The sequence below is a fragment of the Paraburkholderia sp. RAU2J genome (assembly GCF_003634845.1).
Classification (GTDB): domain Bacteria; phylum Pseudomonadota; class Gammaproteobacteria; order Burkholderiales; family Burkholderiaceae; genus Paraburkholderia; species Paraburkholderia fynbosensis.
Genome location: NZ_RBXG01000001.1, coordinates 1,057,496 through 1,082,818 on the forward strand (window position 1 = coordinate 1,057,496; position 25,323 = coordinate 1,082,818).

Consider the following 25,323-nt stretch of genomic DNA (forward strand, 5'->3'; position numbering starts at 1 on the left):
TGGTCGGGGCTAATTTACAAAATGCCGGTGCCGTTTCGGGCGTGAATTCACGCTGCAGCGCACCGACTTTTTTGCGCAAATGCGCGAAAAGCCTTGCATTATAGCGAGGCTTTTCGTTTTCCGCAAGCAATCAATGACTTAGCGCTGTCCGGCAGGCCGGACAAGCTCCGGAAGCCTTATTGCAGCTTGATTTCAACGTCCACGCCAGCCGGCAGATCGAGCTTCATCAATGCGTCAACGGTCTTGTCCGTCGGATCGACGATGTCCATCAGCCGTTGGTGCGTACGGATTTCAAGCTGATCGCGCGACGTCTTGTTGACGTGCGGCGAACGCAGGATGTCGAAGCGTTGAATGCGGGTCGGCAGGGGCACCGGACCACGAACGATTGCGCCAGTCCGCTTAGCCGTGTCGACGATTTCAGCTGCCGATTGATCGATCAGGCGATAGTCGAAAGCCTTCAGGCGAATGCGGATTTTCTGGTTCTGCATGACAATTCCTTGGAAAAGAGCGAGGCGGTATTGCGCCGCCAGATAGTAAAAGAACGTAGAGCCGGGCGCCCGCTTGGGGCCGGCGCCCGGCTCCGGGCACCACTTACTGCATGTACTGCAAGGTCACAATCCGCGATTTTACTCGAGAATCTTGGCAACCACACCAGCGCCGACCGTACGGCCGCCTTCGCGAATGGCGAAACGCAGACCTTCTTCCATCGCGATCGGGTTGATCAGCTTCACCGTGATCGACACGTTGTCGCCCGGCATGACCATTTCCTTGTCCTTCGGCAACTCGATCGAGCCCGTCACGTCCGTCGTACGGAAGTAGAACTGCGGACGATAGTTGTTGAAGAACGGCGTGTGACGGCCACCTTCGTCCTTGCTCAGCACGTACACTTCAGCCGTGAAGTGCGTGTGCGGGTTGATCGAACCCGGCTTCGCCAGAACCTGGCCACGCTCCACGTCTTCACGCTTCGTGCCACGCAGCAGGATACCCACGTTGTCGCCTGCCTGACCCTGGTCGAGCAGCTTGCGGAACATTTCCACGCCCGTGCAGGTCGTCTTCACCGTCGGCTTGATACCGACGATTTCGATTTCTTCGCCGACCTTGACGATGCCGCGCTCAACGCGACCCGTCACCACCGTGCCGCGACCCGAGATCGAGAACACGTCTTCCACCGGCATCAGGAACGAACCGTCAACCGCGCGCTCCGGCGTCGGGATGTACGTGTCCAGCGCGTCGGCCAGGCTCATGATCGCCACTTCGCCCAGCTCGCCCTTGTCGCCTTCCAGCGCCAGCTTGGCCGAACCCTTGATGATCGGCGTGTCGTCGCCCGGGAAGTCGTACTTCGACAGAAGTTCGCGAACTTCCATCTCGACCAGCTCCAGCAGCTCAGCGTCGTCCACCATGTCGCACTTGTTCAGGAACACGATGATGTACGGAACGCCAACCTGACGCGCCAGCAGGATGTGCTCACGCGTTTGCGGCATCGGGCCGTCTGCAGCCGAGCACACCAGGATCGCGCCGTCCATCTGCGCTGCGCCCGTGATCATGTTCTTCACATAGTCAGCGTGGCCCGGGCAGTCGACGTGGGCATAGTGGCGGTTAGCCGTTTCGTACTCGACGTGTGCCGTGTTGATGGTGATACCACGTGCCTTTTCTTCCGGCGCCGCGTCGATCTGGTCGTATGCCTTCGCTTCGCCGCCAAACTTCTGCGTCAGAACCGTCGTGATCGCTGCCGTCAGCGTGGTCTTGCCGTGGTCAACGTGACCGATCGTGCCGACGTTCACGTGCGGCTTGGTCCGTTCGAATTTACCTTTAGCCATGTTTCTCTTCTTTCAAAAAGTTAATCGTTAAATGACTTGCCGCGCGCTTACTTCGACTTCGCGTTGATGATCGCTTCCGACACGTTGCGCGGTGCTTCGGAGTAGTGCTTGAACTCCATCGTGTACGTTGCACGACCTTGGGTCAGCGAACGCAGCGACGTCGAGTAGCCGAACATTTCCGACAGCGGGACTTCTGCGCGAACGATCTTGCCGCCGCCGACCATATCGTCCATGCCCTGCACGATGCCGCGACGGCCCGACAGGTCGCCCATCACGTTGCCCATGTAGTCTTCCGGCGTTTCGACTTCGACGGCCATCATCGGTTCGAGGATGACCGGCTGAGCCTTGCGCATTGCTTCCTTGAACGCCATCGAACCGGCCATGCGGAACGCGTTTTCGTTCGAGTCAACGTCGTGGTACGAGCCGAACGTCAGGTGAACCTTCACGTCAACGACCGGGAAGCCCGCCAGCACGCCTGCCTTCAGCGTTTCCTGGATACCCTTGTCGACTGCCGGGATGTATTCACGCGGAATCACACCGCCCTTGATCTCGTCCAGGAACTCGTAGCCCTTGCCCTGCTCGTTCGGCTCGAGCGTGATGACCGCGTGACCGTACTGGCCGCGACCACCTGACTGCTTGACGAACTTGCCGTCAACGTCTTCCGCCTTGCCGCGAATCGTTTCGCGGTAAGCGACCTGCGGCTTGCCGACGGTCGCTTCCACGCCGAATTCACGACGCATACGGTCGACCAGAATTTCCAGGTGGAGCTCGCCCATGCCCGAAATAATGGTTTGGCCCGACTCTTCGTCCGTTTGAACGCGGAACGACGGATCTTCCTGAGCCAGACGGTTCAGCGCGAGACCCATCTTTTCCTGGTCTGGCTTCGTCTTCGGCTCAACAGCCTGCGAAATCACCGGCTCCGGGAAAATCATGCGCTCGAGCACGATCGGGCTTTGCGGATCGCACAGCGTGTCGCCGGTCGTCGCGTCCTTCAGGCCGACTGCAGCAGCGATGTCGCCTGCGCGGACTTCCTTGATTTCTTCGCGCTGGTTCGCGTGCATCTGCAGAATGCGACCCAGACGTTCCTTCTTGTCCTTGGTCGCGTTCAGCACGGTGTCGCCAGAATTCACAACGCCCGAGTACACGCGGAAGAAGATCAGTTGCCCGACGAACGGGTCGGTCATGATCTTGAATGCCAGGGCCGAGAACTTTTCGTCGTCAGCAGCGCGGCGTTCACCTTGCTCGCCGTTTTCCAACTCGCCGGTAACCGGCGGGATGTCGATCGGCGACGGCAGGAAGTCGAGCACGGCGTCCAGCATGCGTTGCACGCCCTTGTTCTTGAACGCGGTGCCGCACAGCATCGGCTGGATTTCGCAAGCGATCGTACGGTCGCGCAGACCCTTGATGATTTCCGCTTCAGAGAGCTCGCCCTCTTCCAGGTACTTGTTCATCAGGTCTTCGCTCGACTCAGCAGCCGCTTCGACCATCTTCTCGCGCCACTCGTTGCACGTGTCAGCCAGCTCTGCCGGGATGTCTTCGTACGAGAACTTCGTGCCTTGCGACGCGTCGTCCCAAATGATCGCCTTCATCTTCAGCAGATCGACGACGCCCGTGAAGCTTTCTTCCGCGCCGATAGGCACCACGACCGGAACCGGGTTCGCCTTCAGACGCAGCTTGAGCTGGTCGTAGACCTTGAAGAAGTTCGCGCCGGTACGGTCCATCTTGTTGATGAACGCGAGACGGGGAACCTTGTACTTGTTAGCCTGACGCCACACGGTTTCCGATTGGGGCTGCACGCCGCCCACAGCGCAGTACACCATGCACGCGCCGTCGAGCACGCGCATCGAACGCTCAACTTCAATCGTGAAGTCGACGTGGCCCGGGGTGTCGATGATGTTGATGCGGTGCTCAGCGCGGTCGCCGGCCATGCCTTTCCAGAACGCCGTGGTAGCAGCGGACGTGATCGTGATACCGCGTTCCTGCTCCTGCTCCATCCAGTCCATGGTGGCAGCGCCGTCGTGAACTTCACCAATCTTGTGGTTCACGCCGGTGTAGAACAGGATGCGCTCGGTCGTCGTCGTTTTGCCGGCGTCGATGTGAGCGCTAATACCGATGTTACGGTAGCGCTCGATAGGTGTCTTGCGAGCCACTTTGATCCTCTATTGGGATGACGCGATGCGAGAAAATACCCATCGCGCTGTAACACAAACGGGCGAGGCGCTTTGTAAGCGCACCCGCCCGGAATTTCTTTCCGTTTTTCCGCTAAACCCGGGTTCGGGAAGCTTAGAAACGGAAGTGCGAGAACGCCTTGTTGGCTTCTGCCATCCGGTGAACTTCGTCGCGCTTCTTCATTGCGCCACCACGGCCTTCGGCCGCTTCGGAGAGTTCACCTGCCAGACGCAGGGCCATCGACTTCTCGCTGCGCTTCTTCGCGGCCTCACGCAGCCAACGCATCGCCAATGCCATACGACGCGACGGGCGCACTTCGACCGGAACCTGATAGTTCGCACCACCAACGCGGCGGCTCTTGACTTCGACCACCGGCTTGACGTTGTTGAGCGCTACCGTGAACACTTCCAGCGGGTCCTTGCCACCCTTGGTCTGGATCTGTTCGAAAGCGCCGTACACGATACGTTCAGCAACCGACTTCTTGCCGGACAACATCAGCACGTTCATGAACTTAGCTACATCAACGTTACCGAACTTCGGATCCGGCAACACTTCCCGCTTGGGGACTTCGCGACGACGCGGCATGTTTCTTCCTTTAACTTTTCAGTTGGAGCTACTCAGCCCCGCGGCCACCAACTAACCCGATTCATCTTCAAGACTTACCAGCCCGGTCGGGTGACCACTTACTCGACAGCACCGGCGATTCCGGCACCACCGCTATTACCGCCTTTGCAGGCGACCTGAAACTACTAAACCGGCTAGATTACTTGCCAGCCTTGGCACGCTTCGCACCGTACTTCGAGCGAGCCTGCTTACGATCCTTGACGCCCTGGGTATCCAGCGAGCCGCGAACCATGTGGTAACGCACACCCGGCAAGTCCTTCACACGGCCGCCGCGAATCAGCACGACCGAGTGTTCCTGCAGGTTGTGGCCTTCACCACCGATGTACGAAATAACTTCGAAGCCGTTCGTCAGACGAACCTTGGCAACCTTACGCAGTGCCGAGTTAGGCTTCTTCGGCGTCGTGGTGTACACACGGGTGCACACACCGCGACGCTGGGGGCAGTCCTGCAAAGCCGGGCTCTTGCTCTTCGTCGTTTCCGACGCGCGGCCTTTGCGAACCAGTTGATTGATGGTTGGCATTGTTTATTCCTGAAATTGAACAAAATCGACGCATCTGTTTCCGGGCAAAGCAGAAACGATTGCGCATCGAACTTCCGGACGGGCTGTCAGTGCGTGAATTGGCTTCGCGCGCAGGCATTCCAAGAACCGGAACCTAGCATAATATTCCGAAAATACTAAGGGAGTCAACAGGTTGCGATGTTTCGCACCCCTGCCGACCTTCCGTCGCATTGACGGGGCGCTCAATCGGCGGCAACGACTTCCAGCAATTCGTCGCCGAAACGGTCGAGTTTACGGGCGCCCATGCCCGGAATACCGCGCAAATCCTCAATGGAACCGGGGCCGTTACGGGCGATTTCCGCCAGCGTCGCATCGTGGAAGATCACATAAGCCGGCACGCCGTCGCTTTTCGCCGTTTCGGTGCGCCACGTGCGCAAACGCTCCCAGCGGGCGCGTTCGCGCGGCCCCATGCCGATCGTCGGATCGGCACGTTCGCTGGTGCGTCCGGACGACTGGCGCGTACGGGTCGGTTTCACGTAGCGGCGCATCGTCACGTTCTGCTCGCCCTTGAGCACCGGCTTGCTTGCTTCGGTCAGCACCAGCGAACCAAAACCTTCGTGATCGACCGTCAGATAGCCGAACGCCACCAGCTGGCGAAACACCGCGCGCCACTCCGGCTCGCCAAGCACCGCGCCGATGCCGAACGTGGTGAGCTTTTCGTGGCCGCGCTGCATGATCTTCTCGCTGCGATTGCCGCGCAGAATGTCGATCAGATACCCGGCGCCAAAATGAAAGCCGCTCGCGCGCTGCGCTCGAAACACACAGGACAGCGCCATCTGCGCCTCGCGCGTCGCATCCCAGGTTGCGGGCGGTTCGAGACAGTTGTCGCAGTTCCCGCACGGCTTGCTGGTTTCGCCAAAGTAAGCGAGCAGCCGGACACGCCGGCAGGTCGCCGCCTCGCACAAACCGAGCAGCGCGTCGAGCTTGCCGGTTTGAACGCGCTTGTGGGCGTCGTCGGCATCGGATTCGTCGATCATCTTGCGTTGCTGTACGACATCGCCGAGACCGTAGGCCATCCATGCGTTCGCCGGCATGCCGTCGCGACCGGCCCGGCCGGTTTCCTGGTAATAACCTTCGACACTCTTCGGCAAATCCAGGTGCGCCACGAACCGGACGTCCGGTTTGTCGATGCCCATGCCGAACGCGATCGTCGCGCACATCACGATGCCCTCCTCGCGCTGGAACATCTCCTGATGCTTCTGGCGAATCTCGAACTCCATGCCGGCGTGATACGGCAGCGCGCGCATGCCTTTTTCTTTCAGCCACTCCGCTGTTTCTTCAACCTTCCGGCGCGACAGGCAATAGACCACACCGGCGTCAGTGGTGCCATCCGGCTTCGAATGTTCGGCGCGGATGAAGTCCAGCAATTGCGTGCGCGCATTGTCTTTTTCGACGATGCGGTAGCGGATGTTCGGCCGGTCGAAGCTCGACACGAAGATGCGCGCGTCATCGAGCGCCAGACGGTGAATGATTTCGTCGCGCGTGATCGCGTCCGCGGTCGCAGTGAGCGCGATCCGCGGCACGTTCGGGAAGCGCTCGTGCAGCACCGACAACTGAATATATTCGGGGCGGAAATCGTGTCCCCACTGCGATACGCAATGCGCTTCGTCGATTGCGAACAGACCGATACGCGTGCGCTCAAGTAACTCCTGAAAACGCGGCGTCATCAGGCGTTCCGGCGCGACGTAAAGCAGGTCGATCTCGCCGTCGCGCAGCGCGCGCTCGGTGGCCATCGCCTCGGCGCCCGACAGCGTCGAGTTCAGATACGCGGCGCGCACACCGACTTCGGTTAGCGCGGCCACCTGGTCCTGCATCAGGGCGATCAGTGGCGACACGACGATCCCCGTGCCGAAGCCGCCTTCGCGCCGCACCAGCGACGGAATCTGATAACACAGCGACTTGCCGCCGCCCGTCGGCATCAGCACGAGGCAGTCGCCGCCGCCGGCGACGTGCTCGACAATTTCGCCCTGCTGCCCTCTGAACGCGGGATAACCGAAGACTTCGTTGAGGATTTCGAGCGGACGGGACATGAATTTGAGAGAAGCAGCCAAAAGCCGGTGACACGAATTTTACCAACGCATTCGTGCTGCGCCCGCGCTTTGCGACAACGTTAGCCATTCGGCCTACGAATCGACACAAGCGCCAAAAAAGAGGCGCATAAAAAAAGCCGCTCAGTCGAAACTGAGCGGCTTCGCTGGCTAGGGCCCCGGGCGGCGTGCGCCGCCGGGACTTACTCGCCTGAGTGCTGCTGTTCGGCAGCCGGGGTTTCCGGCGTACCGAATTCGAACGACTCTTCCGCTGCGATCTGATCGAAACGCTCGCGGTCGGACAGTTCCTTGCTCTTGCGTGCCTTGTGGAACGCGAGACCCGTACCGGCCGGAATCAGGCGGCCGACGATCACGTTTTCCTTCAGACCACGCAGATCGTCGCGCTTGCCCATGATCGCCGCTTCGGTCAGCACGCGAGTCGTTTCCTGGAACGACGCCGCGGAGATGAACGAATCGGTCGACAGCGACGCCTTCGTGATACCGAGCAACACGTTTTCGTACGTTGCCGGACGCTTGTCTTCCGCGATCATACGGTCGTTTTCGTCGAGCATATCCGACCGCTCGACCTGTTCGCCCGGGATGAAACGCGTATCACCGTTGTCCGTAATCTGCACGCGGCGCAGCATCTGACGAACAATCACTTCGATGTGCTTGTCGTTGATCTTCACGCCTTGCAGACGGTACACGTCCTGCACTTCGTCCACGATGTAACGCGACAGCGCTTCGACGCCCTGCAAACGCAGGATGTCGTGCGGATCCGCCGGCCCGTCGACGATCATTTCGCCCTTGTTGACGACTTGACCATCGTGCACCAGAACCTGCTTTTCCTTCGCGATCAGGAACTCGTGCTGGTTGCCCTCGAGGTCCGTGATCACGAGACGCTGCTTGCCCTTCGTGTCCTTACCGAACGACGTCGTACCCGTGACTTCCGCCAGAATACCTGCGTCCTTCGGCGAACGTGCTTCGAACAGTTCCGCCACACGCGGCAGACCGCCGGTAATGTCACGCGTCTTCTGCGATTCGGTCGGGATACGTGCGAGCACTTCGCCCACCTGCACTTGCTGACCATCCTTCACGGTGATCAGAGCGCCGACCTGGAAGCCGATCTGCACCGAGTGCTCGGTGTTCGGGATCTTGACTTCTTCGCCGCTCGCATCGAGCAGTTTGACCTGCGGACGCACCGTCTTCGACGCTTGCGAACCGCGACGCTTCACGTCGATCACGACCAGCGTGGACAGACCCGTCACATCGTCGATCTGCTTCGCAACGGTCACGCCTTCTTCGACGTTTTCGAACTTCACCGTGCCACCGTACTCGGTGATGATCGGACGCGTCATCGGATCCCACGTCGCCAGTTGCGTGCCGGCCTTGATCTGCGCGCCGTCCAGTTGCAACAGCGTCGCGCCGTACGGCACCTTGTGACGTTCGCGCTCGCGACCGTGGTCGTCGGTGATCATCGCTTCGCCCGAACGCGAGATGACGATCTGCTCGCCCTTCGCGTTGGTGACGTAACGCATCGTCGCCGTGAAACGCACCGTACCGTTCGACTTCGCTTCGACCGACGAAGCCACTGCCGCACGCGATGCCGCACCACCGATGTGGAACGTACGCATCGTGAGCTGCGTGCCCGGTTCACCGATCGACTGCGCCGCGATCACGCCGACTGCTTCACCGACGTTGACCGACGAGCCCCGGCCCAGGTCGCGGCCGTAGCAGGCTGCGCACAGACCGTAACGCGTTTCGCAAGTCAGCGGCGTACGCACGCGCACTTCGTCGATGCCGAGGCGTTCGATTTCTTCGACCGCGTCTTCGTCGAGCAGCGTGCCCGTTTCGTACAGCGTTTCCTGCGATTCCGGATTGACGACGTCAGCCACCGTCACGCGACCAAGAATACGGTCACGCAGCGCTTCGACGACTTCACCGCCTTCGACCAACGCCTTCATCGCGACGCCGTTGGACGTACCGCAATCGTCCTCGACCACCACGAGATCCTGCGTCACGTCGACGAGACGTCGCGTCAGGTAACCCGAGTTCGCCGTCTTCAGTGCCGTATCAGCCAGACCCTTACGTGCACCGTGGGTCGAGATGAAGTACTGCAACACGTTCAGGCCTTCACGGAAGTTCGCCGTAATCGGCGTCTCGATGATCGAGCCGTCCGGCTTCGCCATCAGGCCACGCATACCGGCCAGCTGACGAATCTGAACCGCGGAACCACGAGCGCCCGAGTCCGCCATCATGTAGATGGAGTTGAACGATTCCTGACGCGTTTCGTTGCCGTCTCGGTCAGTGACCGGTTCCGTCGACAGCTGTTCCATCATCGCCTTGCCGACCGCTTCCGACGTTGCCGACCAGATGTCGACCACGTTGTTGTAGCGCTCTTGCGACGTGACGAGACCCGACATGTACTGACGGTCGTATTCCTTCACCTTCTTCGCGGCGTCGCCGACGATGGTTTCCTTCTGCGGCGGCACAAGCATGTCGTCGACGCAGATCGAGATACCAGCGCGCGTTGCCAGACGGAAACCCGACTGCATCAACTGGTCGGCGAAAATCACCGTTTCGCGCAGACCGCACTTGCGGAATGCGGTGTTGATCAGACGCGAGATTTCCTTCTTCTTCAGCGGCTTGTTCAGCACCGAGAACGGCAGGCCCGGCGGCAGAATTTCCGACAGGATTGCACGACCGACGGTCGTCGCGTACAGCGAGATCTTCGGCACGAACGCCGGCGCGCCTTCCGACTTGTCTTCGTTGTGGACCATTTCCGTGATCCGCACGTTGACGCGGGAGGCCAGCTCGACTTCCTTGTTCTCGTATGCACGCAGCGCTTCCGAGACACCCGTGAACGTCAGGCCTTCGCCCTTGCCGTTCACGGCTTCGCGAGTCGCGTAGTACAGGCCGAGCACGATATCCTGCGACGGCACGATCGACGGATCGCCGTTGGCCGGGAACAGGACGTTGTTCGACGCCAGCATCAGCGTGCGCGCTTCCATCTGCGCTTCCAGCGACAGCGGCACGTGAACAGCCATCTGGTCACCGTCGAAGTCGGCGTTGAACGCCGCGCAAACGAGCGGGTGCAGCTGGATTGCCTTCCCTTCGATCAGCACCGGCTCGAAAGCCTGAATGCCAAGACGGTGCAGCGTCGGCGCACGGTTCAGCATGACCGGATGCTCGCGGATCACCTCTTCCAGGATGTCCCACACCACCGGCGTCTGGTTCTCGACTTCCTTCTTCGCAGCCTTGATGGTGGTAGCGACACCCATCACTTCGAGCTTGTTGAAGATGAACGGCTTGAACAGTTCGAGCGCCATCAGCTTCGGCAGACCGCACTGATGCAGCTTGAGCGTCGGGCCGACCACGATCACCGAACGGCCCGAGTAGTCCACGCGCTTACCGAGCAAGTTCTGACGGAAACGACCGCCCTTACCCTTGATCATGTCAGCGAGCGACTTCAGCGGACGCTTGTTCGCGCCGGTCATCGCCTTACCACGACGGCCGTTGTCGAGCAGCGAATCGACGGCTTCCTGCAGCATCCGCTTTTCGTTGCGGACGATGATTTCAGGCGCCTTCAGCTCGAGCAGACGCTTCAACCGGTTGTTACGGTTGATCACGCGGCGATACAGGTCGTTCAGGTCCGACGTCGCGAAGCGGCCACCATCCAGCGGCACCAGCGGACGAAGTTCCGGCGGCAGCACTGGCAGCACTTCGAGCACCATCCAGTCAGGCTTGATGCCCGAACGCTGGAAAGCCTCGAGCACCTTCAGGCGCTTCGCGTACTTCTTGATCTTCGCTTCCGAACCCGTGTTCTTGAGTTCGGTACGGAGCATCTCGACCTGTTCGTCGATGTTGATCGCGCGCAGCAACTCGCGAACGCCTTCCGCGCCCATCTCGGCACGGAATTCGTCACCGTATTCTTCGACCTTGTTGTAGTAATCCTCTTCGGTCATGATCTGCCGCGCTTTCAGCGGCGTCATGCCCGGATCGATCACCACATATGCTTCGAAGTACAGCACGCGTTCGATGTCGCGCAGCGTCATGTCGAGCACCATGCCCAGACGCGACGGCAGCGACTTCAGGAACCAGATGTGCGCGACCGGCGAGGCCAGTTCGATGTGGCCCATCCGTTCGCGACGCACCTTCGCCAACGTCACTTCGACGCCGCACTTCTCGCAGATCACGCCACGGTGCTTCAGGCGCTTGTACTTACCGCAAAGGCATTCGTAGTCCTTGATCGGACCAAAAATCTTCGCGCAGAACAGACCATCGCGCTCCGGCTTGAACGTCCGGTAGTTGATGGTTTCTGGCTTCTTCACTTCACCGAACGACCACGAACGGATCTTGTCCGGCGAGGCCAGACCGATCTTGATCGCGTCAAAAACTTCAGGTTGTTGGACTTGCTTGAATAGATCGAGCAAAGCTTTCATCGCTTCTCTCCAGTAGTCCGATTAGTTGCGGTCGAGGTCGATGTCGATACCGAGCGAGCGGATTTCCTTCACCAACACGTTGAAGGATTCCGGCATGCCTGCATCGATCACGTGATCGCCCTTGACCAGGTTCTCGTACACCTTGGTCCGGCCTGTCACGTCGTCCGACTTCACCGTCAGCATTTCCTGCAGCACGTACGATGCGCCGTACGCTTCGAGCGCCCATACTTCCATCTCACCGAAACGCTGGCCACCGAACTGCGCCTTACCGCCCAACGGCTGCTGCGTCACGAGCGAGTACGGGCCCGTGGAACGCGCGTGCATCTTGTCGTCGACCAGGTGGTGCAGCTTCAGGTAGTGCATGTAGCCGACCGTCACCGTACGTTCGAACATCTCGCCCGTGCGGCCGTCGTACAGACGAACCTGATTCTTCGACGGCGTCATGCCGAGGTTCTTCGCGATGTCATCCGGGAATGCCAGATCCAGCGCGCGCGACATTTCTTCTTCCGTCGCACCGTCGAACACCGGCGTTGCAAACGGCACGCCTTCGCGCAGGTTCTTCGCCAGTTCGACGATTTCGTCGTCGGTGAAGCTGTCCAGCTCTTCAGCACGGCCCGACTCGTTGTAGATCTTGGTCAGGAATTCGCGCAGTTCAGCAATCTTCGCCTGACGCTGCAGCATTTCGCCGATACGCCAGCCCAGACCCTTCGCGGCCCAACCCAGATGTACTTCGAGAACCTGACCCACGTTCATCCGCGACGGCACGCCGAGCGGGTTCAGAACGACGTCAGCCGGACGGCCGTCGGCCATGTACGGCATATCTTCGATCGGAACGATCTTCGACACGACACCCTTGTTACCGTGACGGCCGGCCATCTTGTCGCCAGGCTGCAGACGACGCTTGACGGCCAGGTAGACCTTGACCATCTTCAGCACGCCCGGCGGCAGTTCGTCGCCCTGCGTGAGCTTCTTGCGCTTTTCTTCGAACGCCAGATCGAACTGGTGACGCTTTTCCTCGATCGAGTTCTTGATCGCTTCGAGCTGCGCCGCTGCTTCTTCGTCCGCGAGGCGAATGTCGAACCAGTGGTAGTGGTCGAGATCTTCCAGGTAAGCCTGTTCGATCTTCGTTCCCTTCGCGAGCTTCTTCGGACCGCCGTTCGCGACCTTGCCGTCGAGCATGCGTGCGAGACGCTGGAACGCGTCGCCTTCCACGATGCGCAGCTGGTCGTTCAGGTCGAGGCGATAGCGCTTCAGTTCATCGTCGATGATCTGTTGCGCACGCTTGTCGCGCTGAATGCCTTCACGCGTGAACACTTGAACGTCGATCACCGTGCCGCTCATGCCCGACGGCACGCGCAGCGACGTGTCCTTCACGTCCGAAGCCTTCTCGCCGAAGATCGCGCGCAGCAGCTTCTCTTCCGGCGTCAGCTGGGTTTCGCCCTTCGGCGTGACCTTACCGACCAGCACGTCGCCCGCTTCGACTTCCGCGCCGATGTACACGATGCCCGACTCGTCGAGACGGCCAAGCTGCACTTCCGCGAGGTTCGAAATGTCGCGCGTGATTTCTTCCGGTCCGAGCTTCGTGTCGCGAGCCACGACATTCAGTTCTTCGATGTGGATCGACGTGTAGCGGTCGTCAGCAACCACCTTCTCCGAGATCAAAATCGAGTCTTCGAAGTTGTAGCCGTTCCACGGCATGAACGCGATCAGCATGTTCTGGCCGAGCGCGAGCTCACCCAGATCGGTCGATGCGCCGTCAGCTAGCACGTCGCCGCGCGCAACCTTATCGCCCATCTTCACGATCGGACGCTGGTTGATGTTCGTGTTCTGGTTCGAACGCGTGTACTTGATCAGGTTGTAGATGTCCACACCGACATCGCCCGCAACCGCTTCGTCGTCGTTCACGCGAATCACGATACGGCCTGCGTCGACGTAATCGACCACACCGCCGCGGAATGCCTGAACCGTCGTACCCGAGTCGACAGCCACGGTGCGTTCGATACCCGTACCGACCACGGCCTTTTCAGGACGCAGACACGGCACAGCCTGACGCTGCATGTTCGAACCCATCAATGCGCGGTTCGCGTCATCGTGCTCGAGGAACGGAATCAGCGATGCTGCAACCGACACGATCTGCGACGGCGCCACGTCCATGTACTGGATGCGATCCGGCGTGACCATCAGCGTTTCGCCGGCTTCACGCGACGACACCAGTTCGTCGGTCAGCGAGCCGTCGGCAGCCACCGCCGCGTTCGCCTGAGCGATCACGTAACGGCCTTCTTCGATCGCCGACAGGTAATCGATCTGATCGGTGACCTTGCTGTCCACGACCTTGCGGTACGGCGTTTCGAGGAAGCCGTATTCGTTCAGGTGCGCGTACAGAGCCAGCGAGTTGATCAGGCCGATGTTCGGACCTTCCGGTGTTTCAATCGGGCACACACGACCGTAGTGAGTCGGGTGCACGTCGCGGACTTCAAAGCCAGCGCGCTCACGCGTCAAACCGCCCGGGCCAAGTGCCGAAACACGGCGCTTGTGGGTGATTTCCGACAGCGGATTCGTTTGGTCCATGAACTGCGACAGCTGCGACGAACCGAAGAACTCGCGAATCGCCGACGAAATCGGCTTCGAGTTGATCAGATCGTGCGGCATCAGGTTTTCGCTTTCGGCCTGGCCGAGGCGTTCCTTCACAGCACGTTCGACACGCACGAGACCTGCACGGAACTGGTTTTCCGCCAGTTCGCCGACGCAACGCACACGGCGATTGCCCAAGTGGTCGATGTCGTCCACTTCGCCCTTGCCGTTACGCAGTTCGACCAGGATCTTGATCGTGGCGAGGATGTCGTCGTCTTGCAACGTCATCGGACCGACGATTTCGTCGCGACCCACGCGACGATTGAACTTCATACGACCCACCTTGGACAGGTCGTATGCGTCTTCGCTGTAGAACAGACGGTTGAACAGCGCCTCGACCGCTTCTTCGGTCGGCGGTTCGCCCGGACGCATCATGCGGTAGATCGCGATGCGAGCGGCCATCTTGTCCGCGGTTTCGTCGATACGCAGGGTCGACGAGATGTACGGACCTTGATCCAGATCGTTCGTGTAGAGCGTCTGGATGTCTTTGATCTTCGCTTCGCGCAGCTTCTCGAGGACGGTTTCGGTGATTTCGTCGTTCGCGTTGGCGATGACTTCACCGGTGTCGCCATCGACGACGTTCTTCGCCAGCACGCGGCCGAGCAGATAGTCTTCCGGGACCGAGATGAACTTGGTCTTCGCGTTGTCCAGGTCGCGAATGTGCTTCGCGTTGATCCGCTTGTCCTTCTGGACGATCACGTTGCCGTCGCGGTCCGAGATGTCGAAGCGCGCGACTTCGCCACGCAGACGCTCCGGCACGAATTCCATCTGCGCGCCTTCCGGCATCAGCGTGAAATTGTCGAACACGAAGAAGTTTGCGAGAATCTGCTCCGGCGTGAGGCCGATTGCCTTAAGCAGGATCGTGACCGGCATCTTGCGGCGACGGTCGACACGGAAATACAGCACGTCCTTCGGGTCGAACTCGAAGTCGAGCCACGAACCGCGATAAGGAATGATACGGGCGGAGAACAGGAGCTTGCCCGAGCTGTGCGTCTTGCCCTTGTCGTGTTCAAAGAACACGCCCGGCGAACGGTGCAGCTGCGAAACGATCACACGTTCCGTGCCGTTGATGACGAACGAACCGGTCGGCGTCATGAGCGGAATTTCGCCCATATACACTTCCTGTTCCTTCACTTCCTTGACGACCGGCTTGCTCGGCGATTCCTTGTCGAGCAGCACCAGACGTACTTTCGCGCGCAGGGCCGAGCAGTACGTCAAACCGCGCTGCTGACATTCCTTGATGTTGAATGCCGGCGGCGACAGCATGTAGCTGACGAACTCGAGACGAGCGAACCCGTTATGCGAAACGATCGGGAAAACGGAGGTAAACGCAGCTTGCAGGCCTTCCGGCTTGCGTTGCGTAGACGACGTGTCTGCTTGCAGAAACGTGCTGAATGATTCAAGCTGGGTAGCCAGCAGGAAAGGTACTTGGTGAACGATGGGGCGCTTCGCAAAACTCTTGCGAATGCGCTTCTTCTCGGTGAAGGAATATTGCATACGATCTCCGAATCACGGCGGGCATTGTTGTCGAGGCAGGATACCTTGATGAGACAACCCGAGTGTTCACCGACTGAGACCCGATGGCCGTCCGATGGCTTGAACGAGCCTAGAAGCTTGGTGGTTGGCCGCTACCAACCGCTGGCTGACGGCAGCGGATGCCTATGTTGCCCGCTACCCGACCAAACTTGCCTTCTGCAGTCGCTTCAGAAGACAAAGAAAAACGCCGGTCAATATTGCCGAAGGGCGGTTTTCTTTGGCTTCTGGGAGTCTCGTTTCTACCGAAACGGTCCTGTAAAAACGCGGCTCCCACAAAGCACAAAAAGGCCGGCGGTGGAAAACCGCCAGCCTTCGCACAGCGCGCTGAAACTTACTTGATTTCAGCCTTCGCGCCGGCTTCTTCCAACTTCTTCTTGGCTTCTTCAGCAGCAGCCTTCGGTACCGATTCCTTAACAGGCTTCGGAGCACCGTCGACCAGGTCCTTCGCTTCCTTCAGGCCGAGACCCGTCAGTTCACGAACAGCCTTAATGACGGAAACCTTGTTGGCGCCAACCTCAACCAGGTTGACCGTGAATTCGGTCTGCTCTTCAGCAGCAGCAGCAGCGCCGCCGCCTGCCGGGCCTGCCACTGCAACAGCAGCTGCCGACACGCCAAACTTTTCTTCGAACGCCTTGACCAGCTCGTTCAGTTCCAGAACCGACATCGAGCCTACGGCTTCGAGGATGTCTTCTTTTGCGATTGCCATTTGAAATACTCCTAAATTGAATTCGGATACAGCCAGCGATCAATCACGCTCGGCTGAAGTGCGTTACGCAGCGGTTTCTTCGCCTTGTTTCTTTTCTGCCAGCGCGGCCAAAGCGCGCGCAAAGCCGGAAACAGGTGCTTGCATAACGTACAACAGCTTGGAGAGCAGTTCTTCGCGGCTCGGGATGTTTGCCAGCGCTTGCACGCCAGCTTTGTCCATCACCTTGCCTTCGTAGGAACCAGCCTTGATGACCAACTTGTCATTGCCCTTGCTGAAGTCGTTGACGACCTTAGCAGCAGCAATTGCATCTTCCGAGATGCCGTAGATCAGGGGGCCAGTCATCTGCTCTGCCAACGGAGCAAACGGGGTACCTTCGACAGCGCGACGCGCCAGCGTGTTTTTCAACACGCGAAGGTAAACCTGTTGCTCACGCGCTTTCGCGCGCAGCTTGGTCAGATCGCCAACCGCGATTCCACGATACTCAGCCAGAACCACGGTCTGGGCTTTCGCGACTTGCGCGGCAACCTCAGCGACCACAGCCTGCTTGCTTTCTTTGTTGAGTGGCACGGTTAACCTCCAGATTCGATACACGCAGCGTGCGCATTGTGTACCGCGTTCAATAACGGCGTCCGACCAGTCAGGAGTATTTCGACCGCCCGACACCCGCATTGCTGCGGACATCAACCGGCTTCATCACTACAAAACCTTTTCGGGTTCGCCATCTGCGTTGGCTTTACATTAAGGACTCGCCTACCTGCTGCTTGCCCGCCAACGGTCTTTGACAACCGGCTGTGCGATGCAGACTGCCACCTCACAACCGCCCAAAGCCCATAAAACCGCCCCGACTTACGTCAAGGCGATGAAATTTATTACTGTGCTGCGAGCGATGCCTGGTCGACGCGAACGCCAACACCCATCGTGCTCGACACCGCAACCTTACGCAGGTAGACACCCTTGCTCGTTGTCGGCTTTGCCTTTTGCAGGGCTTCGACCAGCGCGCTCAGGTTGCTACGCAGAGCCGTCGGCTCAAACGAAGCACGGCCGATGGTCGCGTGGATGATACCGGCCTTGTCGACACGGAATTGCACCTGGCCAGCCTTGGCGTTCTTGACTGCAGTCGCGACGTCCGGCGTAACCGTACCGACCTTCGGGTTCGGCATCAGGCCGCGGGGGCCGAGAATCTGACCCAGCGTACCGACGACACGCATCGTGTCCGGCGAGGCGATCACGATGTCGAAGTCCAGCTTGCCAGCCTTGACCTGTTCAGCCAGGTCTTCCATACCGACGACTTCTGCGCCAGCTGCACGAGCTTGCTCGGCCTTTTCACCTTGCGCGAACACTGCGACGCGGACCGACTTACCGGTACCAGCCGGCAGCACGACCGAACCACGAACCACTTGATCCGACTTCTTCGCGTCGATGCCGAGTTGCACTGCAACGTCGATCGACTCATCGAACTTCGCGCTTGCGCATTCCTTGACGATCGACAGAGCTTCGTCGATCGCGTACAGCTTCTGACGATCTACCTTGGCTGCAAAAGCTTGCAGACGCTTCGAAAGCTTAGCCATTTACACGCCCTCCACGGTGATGCCCATCGAGCGGGCGCTACCAGCGATCGTACGAACCGCTGCATCCAGATCAGCTGCCGTCAGATCGGGCATCTTGGCCTTGGCGATGTCTTCTGCTTGAGCACGGGTAATCTTGCCGACCTTGTCGGTATGCGGCTTGCTTGAGCCCTTGTCGATCTTCGCAGCCTTTTTGATCAGCACCGTAGCCGGCGGCGTTTTCAGGACAAACGTGAAGCTCTTGTCAGCAAACGCGGTGATCACAACCGGAATCGGCAGGCCCGGTTCCATTGCTTGAGTCTGCGCGTTGAACGCCTTGCAGAACTCCATGATGTTCAGGCCGCGCTGGCCCAGTGCCGGACCGACCGGCGGCGACGGGTTGGCTTTACCTGCAGGAATCTGCAGCTTGATAAAGCCGATGATCTTCTTTGCCATGTTGAAAACCTCTTTGGAACGCTGCAGGAAAACTTGCGAACGTTCAGTGAGTAGTAGCGCGCGTTCGCCAAAAATCGACTACTGACGCTCCTCAACGACCTTTACGCGGGCCGTAAGCGCGAAATACGGGGCGCACCGATTGGTGCGCCCCGTGGAATTCTGCATTACAACTTTTCGACCTGGCCGAATTCCAGCTCGACCGGCGTTGCGCGGCCGAAGATTGTGACGGAAACACGGACGCGAGACTTTTCGTAGTTCACTTCTTCGACGCTGCCGTTGAAATCCGTGAAAGGGCCATCCTTCACCCGGACCATTTCGCCAACTTCGAACAGGGTCTTCGGGCGCGGCTTTTCCACGCCTTCCTGCATTTGCGACATGATCTTCTCGACTTCCCGCGGGGAAATCGGGCTCGGACGATTTCGCGCACCGCCAACGAAACCGGTCACTTTAGCCGTGTTCTTCACTAGGTGCCACGTTTCGTCTGTCATTTCCATTTCCACAAGCACGTAGCCCGGGAAGAAACGACGTTCGGTCACCGATTTGTGACCACCCTTTACCTCGACCACTTCTTCAGTCGGAACGAGGATTTGACCAAACTGATCTTGCATGCCAGCACGTTCGATGCGCTCTTGAAGCGCACGTTGCACGCTCTTCTCCATGCCGGAGTAGGCGTGCACCACATACCAACGCTTGCCACTCGGAGATGCCGGAGTATCGCTCATATCATTTCCAACCCAGAATCACCGAGAAAATCGCCCATTCGATGGATTTATCACTAACCCAAAGAAAAATTGCCATGACGAACACGAAGCCGAAAACTACGAGCGTTGTCTGGGTAGCCTCTTTGCGAGTAGGCCAAACAACCTTACGGACTTCCTTGTACGAATCTTTGGCGAAAGCGATAAAACTCTTGCCAGGCGCGGAGAGAAGACCGACCACAACACCCGCGATCGCACCAACAGCCAAGGCAGCTCCGCGGATGTACCATTCCTGACCATTGAGCCAGAAGAACCCCACGAACCCGGCCAAGACCAACAATACGCCTGCAACGAGCATCAACTTGTCGCCGGATGTATTTACAGTTTCGACGGAAGGATTCGCCATAACACCTTAACGAAGCGCCATACACGACGCAAGAGTTGGCAGGGGCAGAGGGAATCGAACCCCCAACCTTCGGTTTTGGAGACCGACGCTCTGCCAGTTGAGCTATGCCCCTAAACCATTTGGGGTGGACGACACCGCCAACCCCGAAACCACCGATCAACGAGAACTATCTGGCGTTACTCGAGAATCTTGGCAACCACACCAGCGCCGACCGTACGGCCGCCTTCGCGAATGGCGAAACGCAGACCTTCTTCCATCGCGATCGGGTTGATCAGCTTCACCGTGATCGACACGTTGTCGCCCGGCATGACCATTTCCTTGTCCTTCGGCAACTCGATCGAGCCCGTCACGTCCGTCGTACGGAAGTAGAACTGCGGACGATAGTTGTTGAAGAACGGCGTGTGACGGCCACCTTCGTCCTTGCTCAGCACGTACACTTCAGCCGTGAAGTGCGTGTGCGGGTTGATCGAACCCGGCTTCGCCAGAACCTGGCCACGCTCCACGTCTTCACGCTTCGTGCCACGCAGCAGGATACCCACGTTGTCGCCTGCCTGACCCTGGTCGAGCAGCTTGCGGAACATTTCCACGCCCGTGCAGGTCGTCTTCACCGTCGGCTTGATACCGACGATTTCGATTTCTTCGCCGACCTTGACGATGCCGCGCTCAACGCGACCCGTCACCACCGTGCCGCGACCCGAGATCGAGAACACGTCTTCCACCGGCATCAGGAACGAACCGTCAACCGCGCGCTCCGGCGTCGGGATGTACGTGTCCAGCGCGTCGGCCAGGCTCATGATCGCCACTTCGCCCAGCTCGCCCTTGTCGCCTTCCAGCGCCAGCTTGGCCGAACCCTTGATGATCGGCGTGTCGTCGCCCGGGAAGTCGTACTTCGACAGAAGTTCGCGAACTTCCATCTCGACCAGCTCCAGCAGCTCAGCGTCGTCCACCATGTCGCACTTGTTCAGGAACACGATGATGTACGGAACGCCAACCTGACGCGCCAGCAGGATGTGCTCACGCGTCTGCGGCATCGGGCCGTCTGCAGCCGAACACACCAGGATCGCGCCGTCCATCTGCGCTGCGCCCGTGATCATGTTCTTCACATAGTCAGCGTGGCCCGGGCAGTCGACGTGGGCGTAGTGGCGGTTAGCCGTTTCGTACTCGACGTGTGCCGTGTTGATGGTGATACCACGTGCCTTTTCTTCCGGCGCCGCGTCGATCTGGTCGTATGCCTTCGCTTCGCCGCCAAACTTCTGCGTCAGAACCGTCGTGATCGCTGCCGTCAGCGTGGTCTTGCCGTGGTCAACGTGACCGATCGTGCCGACGTTCACGTGCGGCTTGGTCCGCTCAAACTTACCCTTGGCCATTTTCGACTCCTAAGAGGATTTTTCCGTACGTTGCGCCGGGCGCAAACAATCACCGAGTACTTCTGGTGCCCATGGGCAGGATCGAACTGCCGACCTCTCCCTTACCAAGGGAGTGCTCTACCACTGAGCCACATGGGCGCTACTTCTGTATTGCTGGAGCGGGTGAAGGGAATCGAACCCTCGTCGTAAGCTTGGAAGGCTTCTGCTCTACCATTGAGCTACACCCGCAAGGATGCATGGATTCCCAACAACTGCTACAACTTGCATTCTGGTGGAGGAGGTTGGATTCGAACCAACGTAGGCGTAAGCCAACAGATTTACAGTCTGCCCCCTTTAGCCACTCGGGCACCCCTCCGCAGAGAACTGATGATTATGGGGGAACAACCGCTTGTTGTCAAGACTTGCTTGACTGTTCCAAACCCAAGGCTCTCACTTATATAGTGATGCCAGTCCTTCCGTAAACGCAGAAACCCCACCTTTTGGGGGTGGGGTTTCTGTTGCTGCTGGGGAGCCTGACGATTACCTACTTTCACACGGGCAATCCGCACTATCATCGGCGTGGAGTCGTTTCACGGTCCTGTTCGGGATGGGAAGGGGTGGGACCGACTCGCTATGGTCATCAGGCATGACTTGTTGTCGTGTCGCCTCTGGGGGCGGCACAACCAATCGGGAAGAAGTAGTGTCTGGTGATACTCACCAGAGGAGGCGGGCTGTGTTGTTCGAGGCACAACACTGATCTCAACCTGGGTGTCTGTTACCCCTTTCGGGGGTGGGATGTCCATAAGTGCCGAAGCACTGACGGTCATCGCAAAACACACCTGTTATAGGATCAAGCCTTACGGGCAATTAGTATCAGTTAGCTTAACGCATTACTGCGCTTATACACCTGACCTATCAACGTCCTGGTCTTGAACGACCCTTCAAGGGGCTCGAAGCCCCGGGGATATCTCATCTTAAGGCGAGTTTCCCGCTTAGATGCTTTCAGCGGTTATCTCTTCCGAACATAGCTACCCGGCGATGCCACTGGCGTGACAACCGGTACACCAGAGGTTCGTCCACTCCGGTCCTCTCGTACTAGGAGCAGCCCCCTTCAAATATCCAGCGCCCACGGCAGATAGGGACCAAACTGTCTCACGACGTTTTAAACCCAGCTCACGTACCTCTTTAAATGGCGAACAGCCATACCCTTGGGACCGGCTACAGCCCCAGGATGAGATGAGCCGACATCGAGGTGCCAAACACCGCCGTCGATATGAACTCTTGGGCGGTATCAGCCTGTTATCCCCAGAGTACCTTTTATCCGTTGAGCGATGGCCCTTCCATACAGAACCACCGGATCACTATGACCTGCTTTCGCATCTGCTCGACTTGTCGGTCTCGCAGTTAAGCACGCTTATGCCATTGCACTATCAGCACGATTTCCGACCGTACCTAGCGTACCTTCGTACTCCTCCGTTACACTTTGGGAGGAGACCGCCCCAGTCAAACTGCCTACCATGCACTGTCCCCGACCCGGATCACGGGCCAAGGTTAGAACCTCAAACAGACCAGGGTGGTATTTCAAGGTCGGCTCCACGCAGACTGGCGTCCACGCTTCACAGCCTCCCACCTATCCTACACAGACCGGTTCAAAGTCCAATGCAAAGCTACAGTAAAGGTTCATGGGGTCTTTCCGTCTAGCCGCGGGGAGATTGCATCATCACAAACACTTCAACTTCGCTGAGTCTCGGGAGGAGACAGTGTGGCCATCGTTACGCCATTCGTGCAGGTCGGAACTTACCCGACAAGGAATTTCGCTACCTTAGGACCGTTATAGTTACGGCCGCCGTTTACCGGGACTTCAATCAGGAGCTTGCACCCCATCATTTAATCTTCCGGCACCGGGCAGGCGTCACACCCTATACGTCCACTTTCGTGTTTGCAGAGTGCTGTGTTTTTATTAAACAGTCGCAGCCACCAGTTTATTGCAACCCCTTCACCCTTCTGGCGCAGGCCAGTCAGGCTACCGGGGCGTACCTTATCCCGAAGTTACGGTACCAATTTGCCGAGTTCCTTCTCCCGAGTTCTCTCAAGCGCCTTAGAATACTCATCTCGCCCACCTGTGTCGGTTTGCGGTACGGTCCTGTTAAACTGAAGCTTAGAGGCTTTTCTTGGAACCACTTCCAGTTGCTTCTTCACCGAAGTGAATGGCCTCACACCCTTGAATTGCGCGCCCGGATTTGCCAAAGCGCCTTCTCCAATGCAAGGACCGGGACTTCCAACACCCGGACAACCTTCCGCGATCCGTCCCCCCATCGCATTTAACAATGGTGCAGGAATATTAACCTGCTTCCCATCAGCTACGCATTTCTGCCTCGCCTTAGGGGCCGACTCACCCTACGCCGATGAACGTTGCGTAGGAAACCTTGGGCTTACGGCGAGGGGGCCTTTCACCCCCTTTATCGCTACTCATGTCAGCATTCGCACTTCCGATACCTCCAGCACACTTTCCAGTGCACCTTCGCAGGCTTACGGAACGCTCTCCTACCATGCACATAAATGTGCATCCGCAGCTTCGGTATATTGCTTAGCCCCGTTACATCTTCCGCGCAGGACGACTCGATCAGTGAGCTATTACGCTTTCTTTAAAGGATGGCTGCTTCTAAGCCAACCTCCTGACTGTTTTAGCCTTCCCACTTCGTTTCCCACTTAGCAATATTTGGGGACCTTAGCTGGCGGTCTGGGTTGTTTCCCTCTTGACACCGGACGTTAGCACCCGATGTCTGTCTCCCGTGATTGCACTCTTCGGTATTCGGAGTTTGCTATGGCGTAGTAATCCGCAATGGACCCCACAACCATGACAGTGCTCTACCCCCGAAGGTGATACACGAGGCACTACCTAAATAGTTTTCGGAGAGAACCAGCTATTTCCAGGTTTGTTTAGCCTTTCACCCCTATCCACAGCTCATCCCCTAACTTTTCAACGTTAGTGGGTTCGGACCTCCAGTACGTGTTACCGCACCTTCATCCTGGCCATGGATAGATCACCTGGTTTCGGGTCTACACCCAGCGACTGAACGCCCTGTTCGGACTCGCTTTCGCTACGCCTGCCCTAATCGGTTAAGCTTGCCACTGAATGTAAGTCGCTGACCCATTATACAAAAGGTACGCCGTCACCCCCTTGCGAAGGCTCCGACTGTTTGTATGCATGCGGTTTCAGGATCTGTTTCACTCCCCTCCCGGGGTTCTTTTCGCCTTTCCCTCACGGTACTGGTTCACTATCGGTCGATCACGAGTATTTAGCCTTGGAGGATGGTCCCCCCATCTTCAGACAGGATTTCACGTGTCCCGCCCTACTTCTCGTACACCCAGTTCTTCCTCGCTGTTTTCGCTTACGGGGCTATCACCCGCTATGGCAGCACTTTCCAGAGCCTTCAGCTAACAGTGAAGATAAAGAGTACAGGCTGGTCCCATTTCGCTCGCCACTACTCTGGGAATCTCGGTTGATTTCTTTTCCTGCGGTTACTTAGATGTTTCAGTTCACCGCGTTCGCTTCGCATGACCTATGGATTCAGTCATGGATACTCCATTCGGAGTGGGTTTCCCCATTCGGACATCTTCGGATCAAAGCTCGTTTGCCAGCTCCCCGAAGCTTTTCGCAGGCTACCGCGTCCTTCATCGCCTGTGATCGCCAAGGCATCCACCACATGCACTTGTTCGCTTGACCCTATAACGGGTGTGTCTTGCGGCCCGCGTTAGCGCTTTAGCGCTTACGCGGGGCTCATCCCCGAAGGGGACAAGGTTCCCGAAGGACTCTCCAGTTCACATTCCGCTACAGGTTGAGTATTCGTGTTGCGCCGTATTCCAAAGCAATCTTTCGATCACTTAAAAAATACATTGATACAATCACAACCCTGATTCACCTACCCGCACACCCATCTCCAGGTGTGCTTTCGTGAATCTCTTTACTACTTCTTCCTGATTGTTAAAGAACGACAGCCGATCGCGCAATCCCTGATTGCGTATCGCTCTGACTGGCTCAATCGCCAATGCTTGTTTCACTACACCGCCAACTCCCGTTAGCGCATGCAGACAAACCAGCATTGAGGATTGGTGGAGGATGACGGGATCGAACCGACGACCCCCTGCTTGCAAAGCAGGTGCTCTCCCAGCTGAGCTAATCCCCCAGTCATGCACAGACAGATCTGTCTGCCTCTACTCAAGGGGTTTTTTACCGGTTCGCGCAGCCACCGCAGAAACAGTGGTGGGTCTGGATGGATTCGAACCATCGACCCCCGCCTTATCAAGACGGTGCTCTAACCGGCTGAGCTACAGACCCCTGAGTCTGTCTTTTTCACAGCC

Annotated in this window: 16 protein-coding genes, 6 tRNA genes and 2 rRNA genes; 1 reads left to right on the forward strand and 23 read right to left on the reverse strand. The window is 58.4% G+C overall.

The features are described from left to right. Positions 1-176 precede the first annotated feature (176 nt). From rpsJ to rpoB, 8 genes are all read right to left on the reverse strand, one after another. Positions 177-488: a 30S ribosomal protein S10 gene (gene rpsJ, locus B0G69_RS04980; RefSeq protein ID WP_006998489.1), complete on the reverse strand. Its 312-nt coding sequence runs from the start codon at positions 486-488 to the stop codon at positions 177-179. 138 nt (positions 489-626) lie between these two features. Beyond that, positions 627-1,817: an elongation factor Tu gene (tuf, locus tag B0G69_RS04985; RefSeq protein WP_121315898.1), complete on the reverse strand. Its 1,191-nt coding sequence runs from the start codon at positions 1,815-1,817 to the stop codon at positions 627-629. Between the two features lie 47 nt (positions 1,818-1,864). Next, positions 1,865-3,967 carry an elongation factor G gene (fusA, locus tag B0G69_RS04990; RefSeq protein WP_121315899.1) on the reverse strand — a complete coding sequence of 701 codons (2,103 nt, stop codon included), beginning with the start codon at positions 3,965-3,967 and terminating at the stop codon, positions 1,865-1,867. 133 nt (positions 3,968-4,100) lie between these two features. Beyond that, a complete protein-coding gene (rpsG, locus tag B0G69_RS04995; RefSeq protein ID WP_006053291.1) occupies positions 4,101-4,571 on the reverse strand; it encodes a 30S ribosomal protein S7 in 471 nt (156 codons plus the stop codon). 178 nt (positions 4,572-4,749) lie between these two features. After that, entirely contained in the window at positions 4,750-5,130 is a 381-nt protein-coding gene (gene rpsL, locus B0G69_RS05000) for a 30S ribosomal protein S12 (protein ID WP_006998493.1), read from the reverse strand. Between the two features lie 221 nt (positions 5,131-5,351). Further along, the gene (gene recQ / locus B0G69_RS05005) at positions 5,352-7,199 is read right to left on the reverse strand and encodes a DNA helicase RecQ (RefSeq protein WP_121315900.1); all 1,848 of its coding nucleotides are present in this window, start codon (positions 7,197-7,199) and stop codon (positions 5,352-5,354) included. Positions 7,200-7,399: 200 nt separating this feature from the next. Further along, a complete protein-coding gene (rpoC, locus tag B0G69_RS05010; RefSeq protein WP_121315901.1) occupies positions 7,400-11,638 on the reverse strand; it encodes a DNA-directed RNA polymerase subunit beta' in 4,239 nt (1,412 codons plus the stop codon). Between the two features lie 21 nt (positions 11,639-11,659). Next, positions 11,660-15,766, reverse strand: a complete 4,107-nt coding sequence (gene rpoB, locus B0G69_RS05015) for a DNA-directed RNA polymerase subunit beta (RefSeq protein ID WP_121315902.1) — start codon at positions 15,764-15,766, stop codon at positions 11,660-11,662. Positions 15,767-15,890: 124 nt separating this feature from the next. Here rpoB and B0G69_RS40945 point away from each other — a divergent pair, with 124 nt between their 5' ends. Further along, positions 15,891-16,064, forward strand: coding sequence for a hypothetical protein (locus tag B0G69_RS40945; RefSeq protein ID WP_158608919.1), 174 nt, complete (start codon positions 15,891-15,893; stop codon positions 16,062-16,064). Positions 16,065-16,136: 72 nt separating this feature from the next. Here B0G69_RS40945 and rplL read toward each other — a convergent pair whose 3' ends face one another. The 15 genes from rplL to B0G69_RS05090 form a co-directional block, all read right to left on the reverse strand. Beyond that, complete coding sequence (rplL, locus tag B0G69_RS05020; protein WP_121315903.1) at positions 16,137-16,511, reverse strand: 50S ribosomal protein L7/L12; 375 nt, start codon at positions 16,509-16,511, stop codon at positions 16,137-16,139. A gap of 63 nt (positions 16,512-16,574) precedes the next feature. Beyond that, entirely contained in the window at positions 16,575-17,078 is a 504-nt protein-coding gene (gene rplJ, locus B0G69_RS05025; RefSeq protein WP_042329779.1) for a 50S ribosomal protein L10, read from the reverse strand. Between the two features lie 302 nt (positions 17,079-17,380). Then, complete coding sequence (gene rplA / locus B0G69_RS05030) at positions 17,381-18,079, reverse strand: 50S ribosomal protein L1 (protein ID WP_121315904.1); 699 nt, start codon at positions 18,077-18,079, stop codon at positions 17,381-17,383. Continuing rightward, positions 18,080-18,511: a 50S ribosomal protein L11 gene (gene rplK / locus B0G69_RS05035; RefSeq protein ID WP_111932936.1), complete on the reverse strand. Its 432-nt coding sequence runs from the start codon at positions 18,509-18,511 to the stop codon at positions 18,080-18,082. It abuts the gene before it with no gap. A 164-nt stretch (positions 18,512-18,675) separates the two neighbouring features. Further along, on the reverse strand, positions 18,676-19,233 hold the full coding sequence (gene nusG / locus B0G69_RS05040; RefSeq protein ID WP_007180147.1) for a transcription termination/antitermination protein NusG: 558 nt from the start codon (positions 19,231-19,233) through the stop codon (positions 18,676-18,678). A gap of 1 nt (position 19,234) precedes the next feature. Beyond that, entirely contained in the window at positions 19,235-19,615 is a 381-nt protein-coding gene (secE, locus tag B0G69_RS05045) for a preprotein translocase subunit SecE (RefSeq protein ID WP_121315905.1), read from the reverse strand. Between the two features lie 36 nt (positions 19,616-19,651). Next, positions 19,652-19,727 (reverse strand) — tRNA-Trp (locus tag B0G69_RS05050). Positions 19,728-19,791: 64 nt separating this feature from the next. After that, on the reverse strand, positions 19,792-20,982 hold the full coding sequence (tuf, locus tag B0G69_RS05055) for an elongation factor Tu (RefSeq protein ID WP_121315898.1): 1,191 nt from the start codon (positions 20,980-20,982) through the stop codon (positions 19,792-19,794). A gap of 63 nt (positions 20,983-21,045) precedes the next feature. Next, positions 21,046-21,120: transfer RNA gene (locus tag B0G69_RS05060), tRNA-Thr, on the reverse strand. A 16-nt stretch (positions 21,121-21,136) separates the two neighbouring features. Beyond that, positions 21,137-21,210 (reverse strand) — tRNA-Gly (locus B0G69_RS05065). Between the two features lie 41 nt (positions 21,211-21,251). Next, positions 21,252-21,337: transfer RNA gene (locus B0G69_RS05070), tRNA-Tyr, on the reverse strand. Positions 21,338-21,492: 155 nt separating this feature from the next. Further along, positions 21,493-21,606, reverse strand: a 5S ribosomal RNA gene (gene rrf / locus B0G69_RS05075). Between the two features lie 201 nt (positions 21,607-21,807). Next, positions 21,808-24,688, reverse strand: a 23S ribosomal RNA gene (locus B0G69_RS05080). Positions 24,689-25,072: 384 nt separating this feature from the next. Beyond that, positions 25,073-25,148: transfer RNA gene (locus B0G69_RS05085), tRNA-Ala, on the reverse strand. A gap of 75 nt (positions 25,149-25,223) precedes the next feature. Beyond that, a tRNA-Ile gene (locus B0G69_RS05090) sits at positions 25,224-25,300 on the reverse strand. Positions 25,301-25,323: the final 23 nt, after the last annotated feature.

What these genes read in the sequence shown, in the direction of transcription:
- rpsJ (WP_006998489.1), bottom strand. Translation starts at nt 488, where the DNA reads ATGCAGAACCAGAAAATCCGCATTCGCCTGAAGGCTTTCGACTATCGC.
- tuf (WP_121315898.1), bottom strand. Translation starts at nt 1,817, where the DNA reads ATGGCTAAAGGTAAATTCGAACGGACCAAGCCGCACGTGAACGTCGGC.
- rpsG (WP_006053291.1), bottom strand. Translation starts at nt 4,571, where the DNA reads ATGCCGCGTCGTCGCGAAGTCCCCAAGCGGGAAGTGTTGCCGGATCCG.
- rpsL (WP_006998493.1), bottom strand. Translation starts at nt 5,130, where the DNA reads ATGCCAACCATCAATCAACTGGTTCGCAAAGGCCGCGCGTCGGAAACG.
- recQ (WP_121315900.1), bottom strand. Translation starts at nt 7,199, where the DNA reads ATGTCCCGTCCGCTCGAAATCCTCAACGAAGTCTTCGGTTATCCCGCG.
- rpoC (WP_121315901.1), bottom strand. Translation starts at nt 11,638, where the DNA reads ATGAAAGCTTTGCTCGATCTATTCAAGCAAGTCCAACAACCTGAAGTT.
- rpoB (WP_121315902.1), bottom strand. Translation starts at nt 15,766, where the DNA reads ATGCAATATTCCTTCACCGAGAAGAAGCGCATTCGCAAGAGTTTTGCG.
- rplL (WP_121315903.1), bottom strand. Translation starts at nt 16,511, where the DNA reads ATGGCAATCGCAAAAGAAGACATCCTCGAAGCCGTAGGCTCGATGTCG.
- rplA (WP_121315904.1), bottom strand. Translation starts at nt 18,079, where the DNA reads ATGGCTAAGCTTTCGAAGCGTCTGCAAGCTTTTGCAGCCAAGGTAGAT.
- rplK (WP_111932936.1), bottom strand. Translation starts at nt 18,511, where the DNA reads ATGGCAAAGAAGATCATCGGCTTTATCAAGCTGCAGATTCCTGCAGGT.
- nusG (WP_007180147.1), bottom strand. Translation starts at nt 19,233, where the DNA reads ATGAGCGATACTCCGGCATCTCCGAGTGGCAAGCGTTGGTATGTGGTG.
- secE (WP_121315905.1), bottom strand. Translation starts at nt 19,615, where the DNA reads ATGGCGAATCCTTCCGTCGAAACTGTAAATACATCCGGCGACAAGTTG.
- tuf (WP_121315898.1), bottom strand. Translation starts at nt 20,982, where the DNA reads ATGGCCAAGGGTAAGTTTGAGCGGACCAAGCCGCACGTGAACGTCGGC.